The organism is Tepidicaulis marinus (genome assembly GCF_000739695.1).
Taxonomy (GTDB): Bacteria; Pseudomonadota; Alphaproteobacteria; order Parvibaculales; family Parvibaculaceae; genus Tepidicaulis; species Tepidicaulis marinus.
In genome coordinates, this window is sequence record NZ_BBIO01000004.1 from 213,474 (window position 1) to 232,281 (window position 18,808).

At 60.2% G+C, this 18,808-nt stretch carries 18 protein-coding genes; 10 read left to right on the forward strand and 8 right to left on the reverse strand.

Annotated features, from left to right (window positions below; all coding sequences use genetic code 11):
- The first annotated feature begins 1 nt into the window (after position 1).
- From lptG to M2A_RS05910, 9 genes are all read left to right on the forward strand, one after another.
- Positions 2-1,099, forward strand: a complete 1,098-nt coding sequence (gene lptG, locus M2A_RS05865; protein ID WP_045444293.1) for an LPS export ABC transporter permease LptG — start codon at positions 2-4, stop codon at positions 1,097-1,099.
- Entirely contained in the window at positions 1,099-3,327 is a 2,229-nt protein-coding gene (locus M2A_RS05870; protein WP_045444296.1) for an LPS-assembly protein LptD, read from the forward strand. The genes lptG and M2A_RS05870 overlap by 1 nt, the downstream gene beginning before the upstream one ends.
- A gap of 100 nt (positions 3,328-3,427) precedes the next feature.
- Positions 3,428-4,726, forward strand: a complete 1,299-nt coding sequence (locus tag M2A_RS05875; RefSeq protein WP_045444299.1) for a peptidylprolyl isomerase — start codon at positions 3,428-3,430, stop codon at positions 4,724-4,726.
- Positions 4,727-4,735: 9 nt separating this feature from the next.
- Positions 4,736-5,731, forward strand: coding sequence for a 4-hydroxythreonine-4-phosphate dehydrogenase PdxA (gene pdxA / locus M2A_RS05880; RefSeq protein WP_045444302.1), 996 nt, complete (start codon positions 4,736-4,738; stop codon positions 5,729-5,731).
- Positions 5,728-6,576 carry a 16S rRNA (adenine(1518)-N(6)/adenine(1519)-N(6))-dimethyltransferase RsmA gene (gene rsmA, locus M2A_RS05885; protein ID WP_045444305.1) on the forward strand — a complete coding sequence of 283 codons (849 nt, stop codon included), beginning with the start codon at positions 5,728-5,730 and terminating at the stop codon, positions 6,574-6,576. Before pdxA ends, rsmA begins: the two co-directional genes overlap by 4 nt.
- A gap of 146 nt (positions 6,577-6,722) precedes the next feature.
- A complete protein-coding gene (locus M2A_RS05890) occupies positions 6,723-7,772 on the forward strand; it encodes an alcohol dehydrogenase (protein ID WP_045444308.1) in 1,050 nt (349 codons plus the stop codon).
- A gap of 165 nt (positions 7,773-7,937) precedes the next feature.
- On the forward strand, positions 7,938-8,891 hold the full coding sequence (locus tag M2A_RS05895; protein WP_045444311.1) for an IS1595 family transposase: 954 nt from the start codon (positions 7,938-7,940) through the stop codon (positions 8,889-8,891).
- A gap of 99 nt (positions 8,892-8,990) precedes the next feature.
- Entirely contained in the window at positions 8,991-9,194 is a 204-nt protein-coding gene (locus M2A_RS05900) for a hypothetical protein (protein WP_156101680.1), read from the forward strand.
- A 397-nt stretch (positions 9,195-9,591) separates the two neighbouring features.
- A complete protein-coding gene (locus tag M2A_RS05910) occupies positions 9,592-10,188 on the forward strand; it encodes a hypothetical protein (RefSeq protein WP_045444320.1) in 597 nt (198 codons plus the stop codon).
- A 327-nt stretch (positions 10,189-10,515) separates the two neighbouring features.
- Here the strand turns inward: M2A_RS05910 and gmk are convergent, their stop codons facing one another.
- From gmk to M2A_RS05950, 8 genes are all read right to left on the reverse strand, one after another.
- Entirely contained in the window at positions 10,516-11,154 is a 639-nt protein-coding gene (gene gmk / locus M2A_RS05915) for a guanylate kinase (protein ID WP_045444322.1), read from the reverse strand.
- Complete coding sequence (locus M2A_RS05920; RefSeq protein ID WP_045444326.1) at positions 11,151-12,041, reverse strand: YicC/YloC family endoribonuclease; 891 nt, start codon at positions 12,039-12,041, stop codon at positions 11,151-11,153. The genes gmk and M2A_RS05920 overlap by 4 nt, the downstream gene beginning before the upstream one ends.
- 207 nt (positions 12,042-12,248) lie before the next feature.
- Positions 12,249-13,235: an endolytic transglycosylase MltG gene (gene mltG / locus M2A_RS05925; RefSeq protein WP_244444389.1), complete on the reverse strand. Its 987-nt coding sequence runs from the start codon at positions 13,233-13,235 to the stop codon at positions 12,249-12,251.
- Between the two features lie 91 nt (positions 13,236-13,326).
- Positions 13,327-14,580 carry a beta-ketoacyl-ACP synthase II gene (gene fabF / locus M2A_RS05930; RefSeq protein WP_045444328.1) on the reverse strand — a complete coding sequence of 418 codons (1,254 nt, stop codon included), beginning with the start codon at positions 14,578-14,580 and terminating at the stop codon, positions 13,327-13,329.
- Positions 14,581-14,669: 89 nt separating this feature from the next.
- Positions 14,670-14,906: an acyl carrier protein gene (locus M2A_RS05935; RefSeq protein WP_045444330.1), complete on the reverse strand. Its 237-nt coding sequence runs from the start codon at positions 14,904-14,906 to the stop codon at positions 14,670-14,672.
- A gap of 254 nt (positions 14,907-15,160) precedes the next feature.
- Positions 15,161-15,901 carry a 3-oxoacyl-ACP reductase FabG gene (fabG, locus tag M2A_RS05940; RefSeq protein WP_045444332.1) on the reverse strand — a complete coding sequence of 247 codons (741 nt, stop codon included), beginning with the start codon at positions 15,899-15,901 and terminating at the stop codon, positions 15,161-15,163.
- A 186-nt stretch (positions 15,902-16,087) separates the two neighbouring features.
- Positions 16,088-17,029, reverse strand: coding sequence for an ACP S-malonyltransferase (gene fabD / locus M2A_RS05945; protein ID WP_045444335.1), 942 nt, complete (start codon positions 17,027-17,029; stop codon positions 16,088-16,090).
- A 361-nt stretch (positions 17,030-17,390) separates the two neighbouring features.
- Positions 17,391-17,900: a DUF192 domain-containing protein gene (locus M2A_RS05950; RefSeq protein ID WP_045444338.1), complete on the reverse strand. Its 510-nt coding sequence runs from the start codon at positions 17,898-17,900 to the stop codon at positions 17,391-17,393.
- A 118-nt stretch (positions 17,901-18,018) separates the two neighbouring features.
- Between M2A_RS05950 and M2A_RS05955 the strand changes: the two genes are divergently transcribed.
- Positions 18,019-18,648 (forward strand): GNAT family N-acetyltransferase, encoded by a 630-nt coding sequence (locus tag M2A_RS05955; RefSeq protein WP_045444340.1) that lies wholly within the window; start codon positions 18,019-18,021, stop codon positions 18,646-18,648.
- The last annotated feature ends 160 nt before the right edge of the window (positions 18,649-18,808 follow it).

Here is an 18,808-nt window from a genome sequence, read left to right on the forward strand (position 1 = left end):
CATGTTCGTTTCCTGGACGCTCACCCGCTATCTCAGCCGGCAGTTTTTCATGGCGGTCATGGCGGCCTTCATCATCTGCCTTGCCATCGTCTTTCTTGCAGATATGGTCGAGCTGTTGCGCCGCACGGCCAACAAAGAAGGCATCACCTTCGCGACCGTGCTGACCATGGCCTTGCTGCGGCTGCCCAATCTCGGCATCCAGCTTTTGCCCTTTGCCGTTCTTCTCGGCGGTATGGCCTCTCTCTTGCGCCTTAGCCGAAGCAGTGAGCTGGTCGTGACCCGCGCTGCCGGCGTTTCCGCCTGGCAGTTTCTTGCACCGGCACTCTGCGTGGCCTTTGCGATCGGGGTTTTCAGCATCACCGTCTACAATCCCGTTGCCGCCACTTTGACGGGCCGTTTCGAGCAGCTTGAGGCACGCTACATCAAAGGCAAGGCGAGTCTCCTCTCCGTAGCGGAAACCGGGCTCTGGCTGCGTGAAGCGACAAGCTCGGGGAAAACCGTCGTCCATGCCTTGCGGGGCAGCCAAGCCAATAAAATTCAGCTGCGGGAGGTCATCGTCTTCCAGTATGCGCCGGATGATTCCTTTGCCGGACGAATCGATGCCGAAGCGGCGGCGCTTGAGGCAGGTTTCTGGACACTAACCAATGCCTGGGTAACGCAGCCGGACCAGCCAAGCCGGTTCTATGAGACGTTCCGTCTTCCCACCGACCTGCAAAAAGAACAGGTGCAGGAAAGCTTTGCCGGGCCCGAGACCATATCTTTCTGGGATCTTCCCCATTTCATTGCCGTTGCAGACAAGGCCGGGTTTTCCGTGCTCCGGCACCGCATTCACCTGCACTCGCTGATTTCGAGCCCCTTCCTGCTCTGCACCATGGTGATCGTCGCCGCGATCTTTTCCATGCGCATTTCCCGTCTCGGCGGTTTCGGGCAGCTGGTCCTTGGCGCCATCTTTACGGGGTTTATCTTCTTTTTCTTCACAAAACTCTCTTTGGCGCTAGGGAGTTCTGGCATCATTCCGCCATTTCTGGCAGCTTGGGCGCCGGCCATCTTCACGGCCTTGGTGGGGCTTGCAGCATTGTTTCATTTGGAGGACGGATAGTGCGGAAAGCGTTTCCCGCACGCGGGGGGAAAAATGCGAAGAAGCGGCTGAAAGCCGTCTCGCTCTGGCTGTCGGCAGGGCTCTTCGTGAGCGCTGCGGCCCACGCCGCGCCGGTCCGGAATACCCCCGCCACACTCGAGGAAACGGGCGAGGTCCTGCTTCAGGCCGATGAACTGATTTACAATCGCGACACCGAAGTCGTGACCGCCAAAGGCAATGTCGAGATTGTCTACGGCCCCCGCATCCTCTTTGCCGATAAAGTTACTTACGAACAAAAAACCGGTATCGTCACCGCCGAAGGCAATATCCGCATATTGGAACCCACCGGCGATGTGTTTTTTGCCGACCGAACCCGGCTCTCCGACGAGCTCGGAGAAGGTTTTGCCGAAAGCCTCTCGGTTCTCATGGTGGACAATACCCGCATCACCGCGGTCGAGGCCAAACGCTCGGGCGGCAACCTGACGACCTTCCACAAGGGTGTCTTCAGCCCTTGCGAGGTTTGCGAGGCGGAAGGCGCAGAACCGCTATGGCAGATCAAATCCTATAAAGTCATTCACAACCAAAAAGAACAGCAGATCATCTACGAGGATGCGTTCTTCGAGTTCTTCGGTATCCCGGTCGCTTATGTACCGTTCTTTTCTCACCCCGACCCGACCGTCGAACGCCAGTCCGGCTTTCTTTTTCCCAGCCTCGGCTTTTCCGAAGATTTCGGCACCGAGGTCGAAATTCCCTATTACTGGGTGATTGCGCCCAATATGGATGCGACACTCGCGCCGCGCTATACGTCCAAGCAAGGTATTCTGTACCAGGCAGAATTCCGTCACCGCACGAACCGCGGTGAATACGAGTTCGACATTACGGGCACCAAGCCAACGGACCCCGAAGCCGGCACGCCGGCCGATACGGACTTCCGCGGTAGCTTCTTTTCGGAAGGCAAGTTCAAGCTCGATGAGACCTGGAACTGGGGCTTCAGAACAGAGCTTACAAGCGATGATACTTATCTTCGCCGCTACGATCTTTCCGATGAAACCGATCTGACGAGCCGTGTTTATGTGCAGGGCATTGACGGACGCAGTGAGTTTCTCGGCGAGAGTTTTTTCTTCCAAGGTCTGCTATCGAACGATGTCTCCGCCGAAACACCGATCATTGCGCCGTTGGTCAATTACTACTTTGAACCGGAACGTAAAATTCTAGGCGGCCAGCTGACCTGGGATACGAATATCATGTCCTTGACGCGCGCGCGCGGCACGGACTCGCAGCGTTTTTCCACAACCCTTGGCTGGGAAAGCCGTCATGTCACGAGCACCGGCGAAATCTTCCGGCCTTTTGTCGATCTGCGCGGTGACGTTTATTATACGGACGACGTTCAAATCACCCCTACCCGCCAAGCGAATAGCGAGACCGTCGTCCGCGGCCTGCCCACGGCAGGTCTTGAATGGCGCTGGCCTTGGGTGAGAAGTAGCGGTTCCACCCGCCAGGTCGTCGAACCTGTCGTTCAGCTCATCTATGCGCCGAATGGCGGCAACCCGGACGAGATTCCGAACGAAGACTCACTCAGCTTCGAGTTCGACGCCATCAATCTCTTCGAAAACAACCGCTTCCCAGGTCTCGACCGGTGGGAGGGCGGCGCGCGCGCCAATGTTGGCCTTAATTTTTCTCTCTACGGCGAGGATGGCGGCGTCTTTGACGCGCTGATCGGCCAAACTCTCCGCTTCAGGGAAAATACGGAATTCGATGCCAATTCCGGCCTGCGGGAACAAAAATCCGACTATGTCGGCCGGCTGCGCTACCGCCCGTCCGAGAACTTCTCCCTGGCCCATAGGTTCCGCCTCGATGAGGAAGATTTCTCATTCGCGCGCAATGAGGTCGATCTATTTACGCGACTCGGCCCTTTGTCAGTATCAGGTACATACGCATTCTTCGATGCATCTCAATCGGCGCGGCTAGGCACCCGCGAAGAACTCAGCGCATATGCGAATTACAGACTATCCGATTACTGGTCGCTGCGCGGCTACACGCGCCGGGACCTGGAGAACCAGCAGACGCTCAACAATCAGCTCGGTCTTTATTATCAGGATGAGTGCTTTGCGCTGGGGCTTGCCTACCAGCAGGAATTCTTCCGCGACCGCGACATCGAGCCGGATAATTCCATCATGCTTCAACTGACGTTCAAACATTTGGGTACCGCAGGCTTCTCCTCGGGCCTGTCCTCGTCTTCCGATCAATAAGGGCATTTGAAAGTCCGGCCCGACACGTTATTCTGCCGCCAAACGAATTTTCGGAAAAAGATTTCTTTTGAAAATCATGAACTTAGCCAGGTACCGTCCAGTGTCTTTTCCCAGCGCCCGCCGCATATTTCCGCTTAAAGCCGCCTTTTTCTGCGCCGGCCTGACCCTGGCAGGATCTTTTCTCCTTCCCGCCATCCCCGCCCTTGGCCAGGATGTGCAGGGGATTGCCGCCGTCGTGAACGACCGCGTCGTCTCGCGCTACGATGTCGAGCAGCGCATGAAGCTGGTGCTGTCCACCTCAAGCCTGCCCGCCACGCCGGAAAATATCGAACGGGTACGCTCGCAAGTATTGCGCGGCCTGATCGACGAGAAGCTTCAAGTAGCCGAAGCCCGCCGGCTGGAACTTGAGGTGAGCGAGGAGGAAGTCGATGAAGCGCTGGAGCGCGTCGCTTCCCGCTCGAACCGGAGTAAGGAAGAAATCACCGAATTTCTGAAAGCCAACGACATCGACATCGAAACCCTGCGCTCGCAAATCTATGCCGATATCGCCTGGAACAAGGTAATCAGCAACCGCTTCGCGCCCCTGGTCACGATCGGGGATCAGGAAGTGGATGAGAAGATGCGCCAGATCGAGCAGGAAGCCAATCAGGTGCAATATCATGTTGCCGAGATTTATCTCGGTTTCGAGAACGCGGCCCAAGAACGGGAAATGCAAAACGGCGCGCGCCGCCTCGTCGAGCAAATGCGCCAGGGCGTTCCCTTTCCCGCCGTGGCCGCGCAGTTCAGCCAGTCGGCAACGGCGGCCGCAGGCGGTGACATCGGCTGGCTTGCCGCCAGTCAGCTTCCCTCGCCGATTGCAGATGAAATCGTGAAAATGTCGCCGGGAGAAATTTCCGACCCGATCAAAACATTGAACGGTTTCTACATCGTCCAGCTTATCAACAAGCAGCAGGGCAACGGCCCCAACCCGCTGCGCAACCGTTTCGAAGTCATTCGCGTGCTCTTTCCGGTTGCGCCGGACGCACCCGCCCCGGCTGTGCAAGCGCGCCGGGCGCAGGCCGACGAACTCATTTCCAATTTCCGCACCTGTCCCCGCGTTAGCGAGCAAGCGGCTGCCTATCCGGGTGCCCAGGCGTCCCAGCCGACGGAAGTCGAGGCCGGGCAGATTCAGGAACCCTTGCGCGGCCTCCTGCAGGCCCGCGAAGCCGGTGAAATCGCTCCGCCTCAGCGCACGCCGCAAGGGATCGAAGTCTTCATCGTCTGCAATCGCTGGGACGATCAAGGCGCGCAGATCACCCGGGACAACATAGAAAACAACCTCTTCAATCAGCGTCTTTCCATGATGGCCCGGCGCCATTTGCGCGATCTTCGCCGCGACGCCATTGTGGAGATGCGCTAGTTTAGGCGCATGTTGCCCCTTGCCCTCACCATGGGAGACCCGGCCGGGATCGGCGGGGAACTCACGCTAAAAAGCTGGCTTGCCCGTAAAAGCGCGGCGCTTCCGGTATTTTTCGCGCTGGACGATCCGGCACGTCTTGCAGCGCTCGGCGCACAGCTCGGCCTCGATGTGCCGGTAAAGGAGATCGCCGCGCCCGAGGAAGCGGCCAGCATATTCGGCACGGCCCTGCCCGTCATTCCCGTTCAGCTCAGCGCACCGCCGCAGCCGGGCACGCCCGACCCGGCAAACGCGCCGGGCACGATCGGCGCGATCGAAGAAGCTGCCGCCCTCGCCATGGCCGGGCGGGCAGGCGCCGTCGTCACCAATCCCATTCATAAAGGCGTGCTCTATGCGGCAGGCTTCAAGCATCCGGGCCATACGGAGTTTCTGGCGGCGTTGACCGGCGGCACGCCCGTTATGATGCTCGCCTCCCCGCTTCTGAAAGTCGTGCCGCTGACGATCCATATCGCGCTGGCCGCCGTGCCGGCCGCGCTCAGCCGCGGGCTGATCGAAGAAAAGGCACGGATCGTCCACCGGGCGCTTCAGCAGAGTTTCGGCCTGGCCGCGCCGCGCCTTGCCGCAGCTGGGCTCAACCCCCATGCCGGTGAAGGCGGCAGCATGGGCACGGAAGAAGAAGAGATCATTCAGCCTGCGCTTGAAACCTTGCGAGGGGAAGGGATCGACATTAAAGGCCCGCTTTCCGCCGACACGATGTTTCATGCGAAAGCCCGCGAGACATACGACGCCGCGCTCTGCATGTATCACGACCAGGCCCTCATCCCGATCAAGACGCTGGATTTCGACCGGGGCGTCAATGTGACGCTCGGCCTGCCCATCATCCGCACCTCGCCCGACCATGGCACCGCGTTCGACATTGCCGGCAAAGGCGTTGCCAATCCCGCCAGCCTGATCGAAGCACTGCGTCTGGCCGGTGAAATGGCCGCGCGGCGGAGCGGGCCCAAATGACGCCGGACGATCTGCCGCCCCTGCGCGAGGTAATCGCCGCCCATGAACTGCGCGCCAAAAAATCGCTCGGGCAAAACTTCCTGCTCGATCTCAACCTGACGGGCCGTATCGCCCGCGCGGCAGGCTCGCTAGAGGATCACACGATCATCGAAGTCGGCCCCGGCCCCGGCGGGCTGACGCGGGCCCTGCTGGCGGAGGGCGCAAAAAAAGTCATCGCCATCGAGCGGGACGATCGCTGCCTTGCAGCGCTTGCCGAGATCACCGCCGCCTATCCCGGCCGGCTGGAGGTCATCGACGCGGACGCGCTGAAAACCGATATGGCGGCCCTTGCCGGCGGTCCGGTGCGGATCGTCGCCAACCTGCCTTACAATATCGCGACGGTGCTCCTTGTCGGCTGGCTGCAAACGGAGCCCTGGCCGCCCTGGTATGACAGCTTGACGCTGATGTTCCAGAAGGAAGTGGCGGACCGCATCATCGCCGAGCCCGGCTCGAAATCCTATGGCCGCCTTGCGGTGCTGGCTCAGTGGCGCACCAAGGCGCAAAAGGCCTTTGACGTTGACCGGGCCGCTTTCACGCCGCCGCCCAAAGTCACCTCCTCCGTCGTGCATCTTCTGCCCCGCCCCGCGCCGCTCGCCCCGGCGGACCCCAAAGCGCTGGAAAAGGTGGTGGCGGCCGCCTTCGGCCAGCGGCGCAAAATGATCCGCGCCAGCCTGAAAACCTTGGGCCTCGATACGCCCGCGCTGATCGAGGCGGCGGGCCTGCGCCCGGAAGAGCGGGCCGAGCGGCTTTCCATCGAGGAATTTTGCGCCCTTGCCCGCGCTTATGAGGCGATGAAAACCGCCTGAGCGCCGTCTGAGCGCCATGGGGTACTCCCCCTGCCCGAAGCGGGCATTGCCCCAGGGGCCGCGGCAATGTATTCACTCTTTAAACCACCGGCCCGCCAGGACCGGCAACAAACAGCCCACAACACGGCGCAGGAGGCGTATCCCGGATGAAATCGCAAGCAATCGTCGAATATGGTCAACCCCTTCAGGAAGTCACCGCCGATATGCCCGAGCCGAAAGGCGGCGAGGTGTTGGTGAAAGTCAGCCATTGCGGTGTCTGCCATTCGGACGTGCACCTGCATGACGGCTATTTCGATCTCGGCGGCGGCAACAAGCTCGATGTGCGCGGCGGACGCCAGCTGCCCTTCACGCTCGGCCATGAAATCGAAGGCGAAGTCGTCGCCGTCGGCCCGGACGCCAAGGGCGTTCAGGTGGGCGACCAGCGCGTCGTTTATCCCTGGATCGGCTGCGGCGAATGCCCGACCTGCAAGCGCGATGAAGAACAGCTTTGCAACAAGCCGCGCCAGCTCGGCATTCAGGTAGCCGGCGGCTACGCCACCCATGTCATGGTGCCGGATGCGAAATACCTGCTCGATTATAGCGGCGTTAAAGAAGGCCTTGCCGCCACCTATATGTGCTCGGGCCTCACCGCTTATTCGGCGATGAAAAAGCTCGGCGACATTTCCCCGGAAGAACGGGTGATGGTGGTCGGTCTCGGCGGCGTCGGCATGATGGGTCTGCAATTTGCCAAAGCCATGTTCGACAATGCCCCGCTCGGCGCGGATGTGGACGATCAAAAGCTGCAAGCGGCCATGGGCGCGGGTGCGCACCAGACCTATAATCCCAAAGACGCCGACGCGATCAAAAAGGTACTCGCCGACACGAATGGCGGCGTGCCCGCCGCGGTCGATTTCGTGGGCTCGGAAGCCTCGCTCAAATTCGCCTCCTCCATCGTGCGCAAAGGCGGTAAGGTAATCGTGGTCGGCCTTTTCGGCGGCGGCTTTGCCATGCCCATCCCGATGTTCCCGATGCGCGCCATTTCCATCGGCGGCGCCTATGTGGGCTCGCTCGGTGAAACCCACGAGATGATGGCGCTGGTGAAGGCCGGCAAGATCGACCCCATCCCGGTCGAAGAGCGCCCGCTCGATCAGGCCTCGAAATCGCTGGACGATCTGCGTGAGGGCAAAATCATGGGCCGCGTGGTGCTGAAACCTTAAGGGCGGCGCACACCGGATACAGAATCAAAGGGAGCCTTCGGGCTCCCTTTTTCGTTTGCCGATGTTCTTTATGCCGAGAGGCTGCATGGACCCCGGCATAAAGCGGGGCTTATATACTTGACGTACCATCCTTGGTTTCCTATATTTGGATCAAGGAGATACGCCATGTTCGATCTGACTAACGAAATCTACCAAGACGCCGACAAAGCCCGCGAGCATCTGGAGTCCATCCACTGGCCGGAAGGTCCGGTTTGCCCCCATTGCGGCAACTGCGATCAGGACCGCATTACCAAGCTGGAAGGCAAGTCAACGCGCCCCGGCGTCCACAAGTGCAAGGAATGCCGCAAGCCCTTCACTGTCACGGTCGGCACTGTCTTTGAGCATTCCAAAATCCCGCTGAACAAGTGGGTTCTGGCAACGCACCTCATGGCGTCCTCCAAAAAGGGCATGAGCGCCCACCAGCTTCACCGTATGCTTGGCGTCACCTACAAGACCGCTTGGTTCATGGCTCACCGTATCCGCGAGGCCATGAAGCCCGCGCCCAAGCCTTCCGGCTCGATGGGCGGCGAAGGCAAATACGTTGAAGCCGATGAAACCTTTATCGGCGGCAAAGAGAAGAACAAGCACAAGAGCAAACGCGCCAAGCGCCGTGGCGGCGCCTGGGGCAAGGAAACCGTGTTCTCCCTCGTTGAGCGCGGCGGTCATGTCCGCTCGCGCCACGTTGTCAGCGTCACGGCCCAAACCCTGCGCCCAGTCATCAAGGCTCAGGTGGATGCCGCTACCTTTCTGGTGACGGACGATGCAGGCCAGTACCGCCACATGAAAGAGGATTTCCCCGGCCATGAGGTTATCAACCACTCGGCTCAGGAATATGTGCGCGGCAACACCCACACCAACACGATTGAGGGCTATTTCTCCATCCTCAAACGCGGCGTGACCGGCACCTACCACCACGTTTCCCAGCAGCATCTCAAACGCTATCTGGCCGAATTCGATTTCCGCTACAACGAGCGCGAGGCCCTTGGGGTCAACGACACCATGCGCGCCCAAAACCTGCTTGCTGGGGCCCGTGGCAAGCGTCTCACCTATCGGCGGACTAGTGAAGCCGCGAACGCTTAGGCAGAGGGCGCGTCACTTCAAAAAGTGGCGCGACAGGCAGAAATGACTCCGTCCACGGGTCGGCCTATAGTGAAACGACAGATTCGGATGGAGAAAAGCATGGCCAGTCAAAAAGACGAAATCAGCGTCGTAATTGATGCGTTGGGCGCGGTTCGGATGATCAGAAACCATTACGCAAGCAGCGCCGAAGCAGCAACGCGGATATCGGACATTTGCGATATGCTCGAAACTGGGGATACCGACCAAACTCCGCGAGGGATTAGAACAACCGTCGCAAAAGCCATTAGAGAAAGCTACCTCTAGCGCCCTTCAATTATCGCTCGCACAGGGCCAACGGGCGGACGAGCCAATTTCACCCTAGAATCTATCGCATCAATAGCGATGCCATCATTCTCATCAAGGACAATATCGTTATCCAACACGAGAATGACCTTTCCGGGCGGATGGGCGTATGTGAGGGCAGAGCTGTGAATGGGGCTAAGGTCCAGTAGTCTTTTCATGCATCAAAAAAAGCCCGCTCATTCGGCGGGCTTCCTCTTAGGTTTGCGTTTGGTTGAGTCTTTCTTCTCCCCCTCTTTCGGTTGAGGGGGAGTGTTCAGCATTCGGCGGAGAACTTCGTCTCCTTTTTCTGTTTCGGTTTCATTTTCTTTCTTAGTCTTTGGCATCGGTGTTCCAAGCATAATCATTGAGGCTTTTGCGCATGAGCGACTTACCGCCGATCAAGCTTCCGCCTATCTCTGGCCCCTCAATAGAAGAATGCGACTATGTATTAGGCGTTTATATGAGGAAATGGGGTCAGGTGGAAATGGCCGTCGCATCCCTCATCCGTAAACTTCTGGATACAGATATTACCACATCTCAAATCGTCATTCGCGCACTTAACAACATGCAAGCGCAAAGGGAAATGGCCGCAGAACTAGGAAGGCATCGTTTAAAAAAGGCAGATCAAGAAAACCTAGAGAGATTACTGGAAAAGCTCAAAAAAGCCGCCACTCGCCGAAACCGCATTATTCATGGAACATGGATTCTGCAAATCGAAATGGGGCCAAAGCCACGCCCAAAACCTCTGACCGCCAAATCTGCAAAATGGTATCGAATCTATCATCCCTCCCAGGTAAGTGAGCAAAAAGCTCTCATGGGCGGGAAAAGCGAAAAACTGAAAGCCAACTATACTTTTTGGCCAGATCAAATTCGTAAAGACGCGAAGGACGCTGATAACCTCGCCAAAAAGATCAACGAACTTGCGGAGAAAGTAAGCTTACAACCCCCATCTGTTCCGCAGCCGCAAGAATGGTGAGGACAGCACTTCTGATCTCATAATTTCCCGCGCCATCGCTCAAGCTCTCTCCAAGATTTTCCCTCAGCAGCCAACAAAGCTCCTGCATATCTTGCGGCGTGACCTCAATCTCTGCGCTGGCCTGTCGCTTTTCAGAATCGCTGCTCATATCTGGTACGTCAAGTATATCATTCCCGCATAAAGCCGGGGTGACATCCTGAGGGAGTGGCAAGGCGGTGCTCCAAATACAAAGCGTCACCCCGCCCCCCGAGCCTGGGTCCACGGGAAGCTGCGGCAAGCCGAGAAGCCGAATGGATGCTCGGATCAGTCCAAACACGAAATAAGAGGCTAAAGCGCCTGCTGCAGACCGCGCACGAAATTGGAAAGGCCGACCTGGCGTTTCCGTTTCAGCCGCTCGGCGGTCAGGATGGATTTCAGGCGCGCCAGGCTCATATCCACATCCTCATTGACGATGATGTAGTCGTAATCCGTATAGTGAGAAATCTCGTCCGAGGCCTTGGCCATGCGTGAGGCAACGACCTCCGGCGGGTCCTGAGCGCGTTTCTTGAGGCGCATTTCAAGTTCCTGGCCGGAAGGCGGCAGAATGAAAACGCGGACAAGATCGTCCTCCGCGCTTTCCATCAATTGCTGCGTGCCTTGCCAGTCGATATCGAAGAGAACGTCGCGCCCGTCCGAAAGCGCCTCTTCCACCGGCCCGCGCGGGGTGCCGTAATAATTGTCGAAGACCTTGGCGTGTTCCAAAAACTCGCCGCGGTTCACTTTCAGGCCGAAATCTTCCGTCGAGAGGAAATAGTAATCGACGCCCTCTTCCTCGCCCGGGCGCGGTTTGCGCGTGGTGGCGGAAACGGACATGGTGATATTCGGATCATCGGCGAGCAACAGCCGCGACAAGGTGGTCTTGCCCGCCCCGGAAGGCGAGGAGAGAACGAGCATCAGGCCGCGGCGTTTGATTTCGGGATCATTCATTCGACGTTTTGCACCTGTTCGCGAAGCTGGTCGATAACGGTTTTAAGCTCAAGGCCGATCCGTGTCAGGGCCACATCGGCGGCTTTCGAGCAAAGCGTGTTGGCCTCGCGGTTGAACTCCTGGGTGAGAAAATCGAGCCGCCGGCCGACGGGCTCATCGGAGGCGAGAAGATCGCGGGCCTGCTCCACATGGGCGCCCAGCCGGTCGAGTTCCTCGCGCACATCCGCTTTCGTTGCCAGAAGGGCCGCCTCCTGCGCGAGCCGCTCTTCATTCAGCGAGGGAGACGCGCCGAGGAGTTCTTCCACCTGGCGTTTCAGGCGCTCGCGCATGGCCTCCGCGCTCGCTGCAGGCGATGCCGCCGCTTCGCCTGTCAGCTCCTCGATCCGTTTGACCTGAGCCTCAAGGAGCGCGCCAAGTTTTGCACCTTCCTCGTCCCGCGCGCTTGCAAGCGCCTTGACGGCCTCGGCGAAACTTGCCGCAAGCGCCTCTTCAAGCGCGGCGCGCGCCTCTTCGGTTTCTTCCGCCTCGCCCATTTCCATCACACCTTTGAGCGAGAGAATGCCCTCAGCCGTGGAATCGCTGAGATAAATCTGATGATCTCTGAGGCGGGAAACAGCGGCGAGCACGCCTTTCAGCACGTCTTCATTGAGGCGCGGGACATTGGCCGCATTTTCGCGGGTGAGCTGCAAATTCGCCTGCACATTGCCCCGTTTCATCGCGCTTTGAGCGATGGCTTTCAGCTTCGGCTCCAGCGCATCGAAGCCCGATGGCAGGCGCAGGCGCAGATCGAGGCCTTTTCCGTTCACGGAACGCAGCTCCCAGTGCCAGCGCGCGCCGTCCAGGGCGCCTTCCACGCGGGCAAAACCGGTCATGCTCGATAGGCTCATCAGGCGTCCTTCAGAATCAGTTCAATCACGAAACGCACTATAACAGGGCGGCGCTCTTTTGGTGATGATGCATTCCCGAGCGCCCTCCTCCTTTACAGCCATCATCCCGAGCCAACTCGTGCACCCAGAAGAGAGGCTTTATGGCCCCCGGGACAAACCCGGGGTGACGGCAGAGTGTGCTGCGAGGTCTGTGACCGGCAAGACTCTCTACCTCTCTCCCCGCTCCCGCTGAATACGCCGGAAGGCGGCGACGTTTTTCAGGTGCTCTTTCAGCGAGGAGGCGAAGGCATGACCGCCCGTGCCGTCCGCCACGAAATAGAGATCTTTCGTTTCGGGCGGATTGAGCACCGCTTCAATGGCCGCGCGGCCCGGATTTGCGATGGGCGTCGGCGGCAGCCCGTCGATCTGATAGGTGTTGTAGGGTGTGGCGCCGTCGATCTCCGAGCGGCGGATGCGCCGGCCGAGGGGGCCCTTGCCGCCGGTAATGCCGTAGATGATCGTCGGGTCGGATTGCAGGCGCATGCCGCGGTTGAGCCGGTTGATGAAGACCGAGGCAACGCGCGGGCGCTCTTCGGCAACGCCGGTTTCTTTCTCGACGATGGAAGCGAGAATGACCGCCTCTTCCTCCGTTTTGATCGGCAGATTTTCCGCGCGGGCGGGCCAAAGCTCTTCCATCACCGCGTCATGGGCCGCTGCCATGCGCGCCAGAATCTCATCCCGGCTCGTGCCGCGCTCGAAAAGATAGGTCTCAGGCAAGAGCGCGCCTTCTTCCGGCACCTTGCTTACCTCGCCCACCAGCACGGGATCGGCTTTGACGATGTCCACGATCTCGTGGCTCGTGCGCCCTTCCGGCACGGTCAGCTTGTGCAGAATCGCCTTGCCTTCATGTAGAAGTTTGGCGATCTCCTGCATGGAGGCATGCGCGGGAATTTCGTATTCGCCGGCTTTGAGCGTTGCCGAAAGCCCTTCAAGGCGCACGCCGAGACGGAAGATGAGCGCGCTGTCCACCGCGCCTTCTTCCTCCAGCACGCGGGCAATGGCGTTCAGACCCATGCCGCGTTTCAGGAAAACGATTTCCGGTGCTTCCAGCGGGCCTTCGGCCTCATAGCGGTGCTTGCCGTAAAGATAGAGCCCGCCCACGCCCGCCGCGCCGAGCAACACAAGGCCGAGCGCGCTGAGGAGTACCCAAAGCAAAAGGCGCCGCCCTTTGCCGGGCGCCGCCTTTTTCTGATCTATCGCTGTCGCCGTTTCGCCGGCGCCGTCACCCGTCATTGTGCGAGGCTACTCAATCCACCTTGCGCATCACGAGCGATGCGTTGGTTCCGCCAAAGCCGAACGAATTGGAAAGCGCGTAATTGACTTCCTTGTCGCGCGCCACGTTCGGCACCAGATCCATTTTCGTTTCAACCGACGGGTTGTCGAGGTTGAGCGTCGGCGGCAGCTTGCTGTCGCGCATGGCCAGCAGGCAGAAAATCGCTTCCACCGCCCCCGCCGCGCCCAGAAGGTGGCCGATCGAGGATTTGGTGGAGGACATGGAGACCTTTTCCACCGCATTGCCGAGCAGCCGCGTGACGGCGCCGAGCTCGATCGTGTCGGCCATGGTCGAGGTGCCATGGGCATTCACATAATCAAGATCGGAGGGGGAAATGCCCGCCCGCTTTAGCGCCGCCTGCATAGAGCGGAAGCCGCCATCGCCATCTTCGGCAGGCGCGGTGATGTGATAGGCATCGCCGGAGAGGCCATAGCCCACGATCTCGCCGTAAATCTTCGCGCCGCGCGCTTTGGCGTGCTCATATTCCTCGAGCACGACGACGCCTGCGCCCTCACCCATGACGAAGCCGTCGCGGTCCTTGTCGTAAGGACGGGAGGCCTTGGTGGGCGTGTCATTGTAAGAAGTCGAAAGCGCCCGGCAGGCGGCAAAGCCTGCAATGCCGATGCGCGAAATGGCCGATTCCGTGCCGCCCGCAACCATGACATCCGCATCGTCGAGCGCAATCAGGCGGGCCGCATCGCCAATGGCGTGGGCGCCGGTCGAGCAGGCGGTGACGACGGAATGGTTCGGGCCTTTCAGACCGTGCTGGATCGAGACATAGCCCGAGGCCAGGTTGATCAGACGGCCGGTGATGAAGAAGGGGCTGACGCGGCGCGGGCCTTTTTCATGCAAGATGAGCGCGGTGTCGGCAATGCCCTGCAGCCCGCCGATGCCCGAGCCGATCAGCGTGCCGGTGCGGCAGCGCTCGTCCTCGGTGGAGGGCTTCCAGCCTGCATCGCTCAGCGCCTGGGTGGCGGCGGAAACGGCATAGACGATGAACTCGTCCACACGCTTCGATTCCTTCGGGTCCATCCAATCGTCGCGATTGAACGCGCCCTCGCCTTCCAGCGGCACGTCACAGGCGATCTTGCAGGGCAAGTCGCTTGTATCGAATTTGGTGATGGTATTGGCGCCGGATTCACCGGCGATCAAACGTTTCCAGGTGGTGTCTACACCGCAACCTAGCGGGGAGACCATGCCCAACCCGGTGACTACGACCCGTCGCATGACATTCCTCCCGTGTGCGCGGCCCACCCGGGGCAGCAAACGCAAGTAAGGCCGCAGCACCCGATGTGCCGCGGCCTCATTTTACTTGTTTAGTTCGAATTCGCGTCGATGAAGCGAATGGCATCGCCAACCGTCTGGATGGTCTCTGCCGCATCGTCCGGAATTTCCACGCCGAATTCTTCTTCAAACGCCATCACGAGTTCGACGTTGTCCAGGCTGTCGGCGCCGAGATCGTCGATAAAGCTGGCATTGTCCGTCACCTTGTCGGCTTCGACACCCAGATGCTCCACCACGATCTTTTTAACGCGCTCTCCAATATCACTCATTTCCAGTCCTCAGATCCTCTCCAGGTTGACCAGCCTCGCGCCCCCCGCACTCACTAATAGATGGCGTCAAGGATGCAAACGTGGCGCTTTCCTTCATCAGGAAATTGAACAGGTTGTGGCCTGTCCCGTTACCCGCCGCAAGAAAAAATTCGCGGTTTGAGTACCACACTTTTCCGCAGTTTGCCAATAAGCTGCCAATTCTTCACGGGAATTGAAACTTGCCAGCAAGCCCTTGTTTTCACAAGGGAATTTCGTCAGATCATCACCATGCCGCCATTTACGTGAATGGTCTGGCCGGTGACATAAGCCGCTTCCTCGCTCGCCAGATAGAGGCAGGCGGCGGCAATTTCTTCAGAAGTGCCGAGACGCCCGGCAGGGATTCGCCCCGAAATGGCCTCCTGCTGCTTGTCGTCCAGCGCATCCGTCATGGCGGTTTTGATGAAACCGGGGGCGACGCAATTCACCGTGATGTTGCGGCTGGCAACCTCCTGGGCGAGCGATTTCGACATGCCGATCATGCCGGCCTTGGAGGCGGCATAATTCGCCTGGCCCGGGTTGCCCATGACGCCCACCACCGAGGTGATGCCGATGATGCGGCCCCAGCGGGCCTTCATCATGCCGCGCAAAACGGCGCGAGAGAGGCGGAAACCGGCGGTGAGGTTCACTTTCAGCACCTCTTCCCACTCTTCATCCTTCATGCGCATGAAGATGTTGTCGCGGGTGATGCCGGCATTATTGACCAGAATGTCGAGCCCGCCCATGGCCTCGCTCGCCTCTTTGGGCAGCGCGTCCACGGCTTCCAGATCGGAAAGATTGCAGGGCGTGATATGCACCCGCTCGCCGCCCAGCTCCGAGGCCAGCGCTTCCAGCGCTTCACGGCGCGTGCCGGAAATGGCCAGCGTTGCGCCCTGGCCGTGCAGCGCCTTGGCGATGGACGAGCCGATGCCGCCCGAGGCGCCGGTGATCAGAGCTTTTTTTCCGGTGAGATCGAACATGATCCCTCCCCCTTCGTATCGTTGAACCGGCGTATCGTTGAACCGGCGTGTCGTTGAACCGGGCAGCGCGCCCGCTTTTACAAAATCCGGCTTTATAAAACCTGGCTTCTATGTGCCGTTATTCGCCGAGGCTGCGCAAGCCTCAACTGTATTTATTTTGTTCTTGCCATCCGCAGCCGGAAAACATCAAAGCGAAGCCAGAAACGCTTCCACATCGCCGGGCGCGCCGACATTGGCCGCCGTCAGTTCCTTGGAAATGCGCTTGGCAAGGCCGGAGAGCACTTTGCCGGAGCCGACTTCCACCACGGATGTGACGCCATTTTCCGCAAGCCAGGCGACGCTTTCGCGCCAGCGCACCATGCCCGTCACCTGCTCGACCAGCAATTTGCGGATGGTTTCAGGATCATCCACCGGGCCTGCCGTCACATTCGCAATGAGCGGCACGGAGGGGGCGCGCATTTCCACCGTGCCCAGCGCTTCGGCCATCTTGTCGGCGGCAGGTTGCATCAGCGCGCAGTGGAAGGGCGCGGACACATCGAGCAGCATGGCCCGCTTGGCGCCTTTTTCCTTGGCAAGCTCGGCTGCGCGCTCGACGGCGGCTTTGGCGCCCGAAAGGACGACCTGTCCTGGCGCATTGTCATTAGCCGTCTGGCAAACGCCGACTTCGGAGGCCGCTTCCGCCACCGCTTTTGCATCTTCGAATTCAAGGCCGAGCACGGCGGCCATCGCCCCTTCGCCCACAGGCACGGCCTTTTGCATGGCCTGGCCGCGCGTTTTGAGAAGCCGCGCCGTATCCGCCAGCGTGAACGTGCCGGCGGCAGCAAGGGCGGAATATTCGCCGAGCGAATGGCCGGCCACGTAAGCGGCCTTATCGGCGAGCGCAAAGCCGCCTTCTTTTTCCAAAACGCGCATGGCGGCGAGCGAGACGGCCATCAGCGCAGGCTGCGCGTTTTCCGTCAGCGTCAGCTCTTCGCCCGGGCCTTCCCACATCAGTTTCGAGAGGTTCTGGCCCAGCGCCTCATTCACTTCCTCGAAAACCTCGCGGGCGGCGGGAAACGCCTCGGCCAGTTCCTTGCCCATGCCGACGGCCTGCGACCCCTGCCCCGGAAAAGTGAATGCGCGTGTCATGCTTGCTCCCTTTGACGCTGTGCTCCCGCGTCCCGCGCGGGTCCGTCATGGATAACGCGGACGGGCGCGGTGTCAAGCGGGTGGGGCCGCTTGCGGCATATGCGGGCCCCGCCCGGCGCCAAGAGAGCGCACTTCCTCGCCCCACACAAAAGCGTCACCCCGGGCTCGCATTGACGCACTGCTGCACTCCATAACAAAACGTCACCCCGGCCCCCGAGCCGGGGTCCAAGCAGCCTCACCGCCTGCCGCAGCGCTCCATGGACCCCGGGTCAAGCCCGGGGTGACGACAGAAGGTGGGACGGGCGCAGCGCGTCAATACGGCCGGGATCACGGCAGCGGGTGTGGTGGCGCCCCGCCCCCTCTACTTCTCAAAATAAGGATGCAGCACCTTATCCCCGGCCTTGGCGCCCATCTCCGCCGCGCGGCCGGCGCGCAGTTCGAGGACGCCGTGCGCGGGCCCGCGCGAGGGGATGAAGGCGTCGGAATTCGGCTCCGTTTCGGCGGCGATGGAAAGAATGCGCCCATCTTGGCCGAGATAAAGAATGTCGAGGGAGGCCGGCGTAGCGCGCATCCAAAAGGCCCGCTCGCGCGGCGCCTCGCCCGGCCATAAAAAGAGCATGCCTTCGCCGTCCCCCGGCGCGGGACGGTGCATCAGCCCGCGCTCGCGCTCTTCTTCCTCATCGGCAACTTCCACGGAAAAATCGAAGCGGCCTTTTTCCGTTACCAGCGTCAGCGGCGCGCGCGGCAGCTCGCCCTGCGCGTCGCTGTAAGTTTGCGGCGACGTGAAACCGGCAAGCGCAAAACTTGCCGCCAGTGCCAAAAGCAGCAGCGCGGCGGGGAGCAGAAAACGGAAAGAGAAAGATGCGCTCATGCGCGCAAGTCTAGCGCGGCGACTTTCTCCTGTCTGCGCTTTCCCCCACTTTGGTGCGCGCCCGCGCTTGATCTTTCGCACGCGCTCCCGATCTACAAAAGAACAAGGGAGATGAGAGATGGACGAAACGCCCCCCGTTTCTGCCGCGCGCGGTTTCACCACCCCCTTTACTGTCGCAAAGGGACTCGCCCCCGAGCATCGGGCGCTGGCCACGGCGTATTTCTGGGAGGCGTTTCAGGGCAAGCTCGGCCTGATGCTGAACCCGCCGGAAAAGGCCTGCCGCTTCATCGAAAGCGTGCTCGATCCTTCCTATGCGATCAGCGCGGTTTCGGATGAGGGAAAGCTGCTCGGCGTTGCCGGTTTCAAAACGCCGGAGGGCGCCTTCGTGGGCGGGGAGATGGGCGACCTTGCGTGCGTTTACGGCACTTACGGCGGGCTCTGGCGGGGGCTTTTGCTGCAGCTTCTGGAACGGCCCACCACCCAGGGCATTCTTCTGATGGACGGGATTTTCGTCGGGCCCGAGGCGCGCGGCCTTGGCGTGGGCACCGCACTGCTCAAGGCCATTGCTGAGGAAGCCCGCCAGCGCGGCCTTTCCGCCGTCCGCCTCGATGTTATCGACATCAACCCCCGCGCCCGCGCGCTCTATACCCGCTTCGGCTTCAAACCCGTCCGTACACAACATATGGGCCCGCTGCGCCTTCTCTTCGGCTTTTCATCGGCAACGGAAATGCAGCTGGAGGTGGGGTGAGGCCCATCACGCGTCACCCTCGGGCTCGACCCGAGGATCTAAAACGACCAAGCATAGTAAAACGATCATTGTGAAGAGTCACGGTTTGCACCTACTATACCAGCATCGCCATGCTCGGGGGGAGTGGAGGCCGTGACAAAAAAGAAGACACTGACGTTAC

Coding starts and splice junctions, on each gene's coding strand:
- lptG (WP_045444293.1), top strand. CDS start 2: ATGTTCGTTTCCTGGACGCTCACCCGCTATCTCAGCCGGCAGTTTTTC.
- pdxA (WP_045444302.1), top strand. CDS start 4,736: ATGTTGCCCCTTGCCCTCACCATGGGAGACCCGGCCGGGATCGGCGGG.
- rsmA (WP_045444305.1), top strand. CDS start 5,728: ATGACGCCGGACGATCTGCCGCCCCTGCGCGAGGTAATCGCCGCCCAT.
- M2A_RS05890 (WP_045444308.1), top strand. CDS start 6,723: ATGAAATCGCAAGCAATCGTCGAATATGGTCAACCCCTTCAGGAAGTC.
- M2A_RS05895 (WP_045444311.1), top strand. CDS start 7,938: ATGTTCGATCTGACTAACGAAATCTACCAAGACGCCGACAAAGCCCGC.
- M2A_RS05900 (WP_156101680.1), top strand. CDS start 8,991: ATGGCCAGTCAAAAAGACGAAATCAGCGTCGTAATTGATGCGTTGGGC.
- M2A_RS05910 (WP_045444320.1), top strand. CDS start 9,592: ATGAGCGACTTACCGCCGATCAAGCTTCCGCCTATCTCTGGCCCCTCA.
- gmk (WP_045444322.1), bottom strand. CDS start 11,154: ATGAATGATCCCGAAATCAAACGCCGCGGCCTGATGCTCGTTCTCTCC.
- M2A_RS05920 (WP_045444326.1), bottom strand. CDS start 12,041: ATGAGCCTATCGAGCATGACCGGTTTTGCCCGCGTGGAAGGCGCCCTG.
- fabF (WP_045444328.1), bottom strand. CDS start 14,580: ATGCGACGGGTCGTAGTCACCGGGTTGGGCATGGTCTCCCCGCTAGGT.
- M2A_RS05935 (WP_045444330.1), bottom strand. CDS start 14,906: ATGAGTGATATTGGAGAGCGCGTTAAAAAGATCGTGGTGGAGCATCTG.
- fabG (WP_045444332.1), bottom strand. CDS start 15,901: ATGTTCGATCTCACCGGAAAAAAAGCTCTGATCACCGGCGCCTCGGGC.
- fabD (WP_045444335.1), bottom strand. CDS start 17,029: ATGACACGCGCATTCACTTTTCCGGGGCAGGGGTCGCAGGCCGTCGGC.
- M2A_RS05950 (WP_045444338.1), bottom strand. CDS start 17,900: ATGAGCGCATCTTTCTCTTTCCGTTTTCTGCTCCCCGCCGCGCTGCTG.
- M2A_RS05955 (WP_045444340.1), top strand. CDS start 18,019: ATGGACGAAACGCCCCCCGTTTCTGCCGCGCGCGGTTTCACCACCCCC.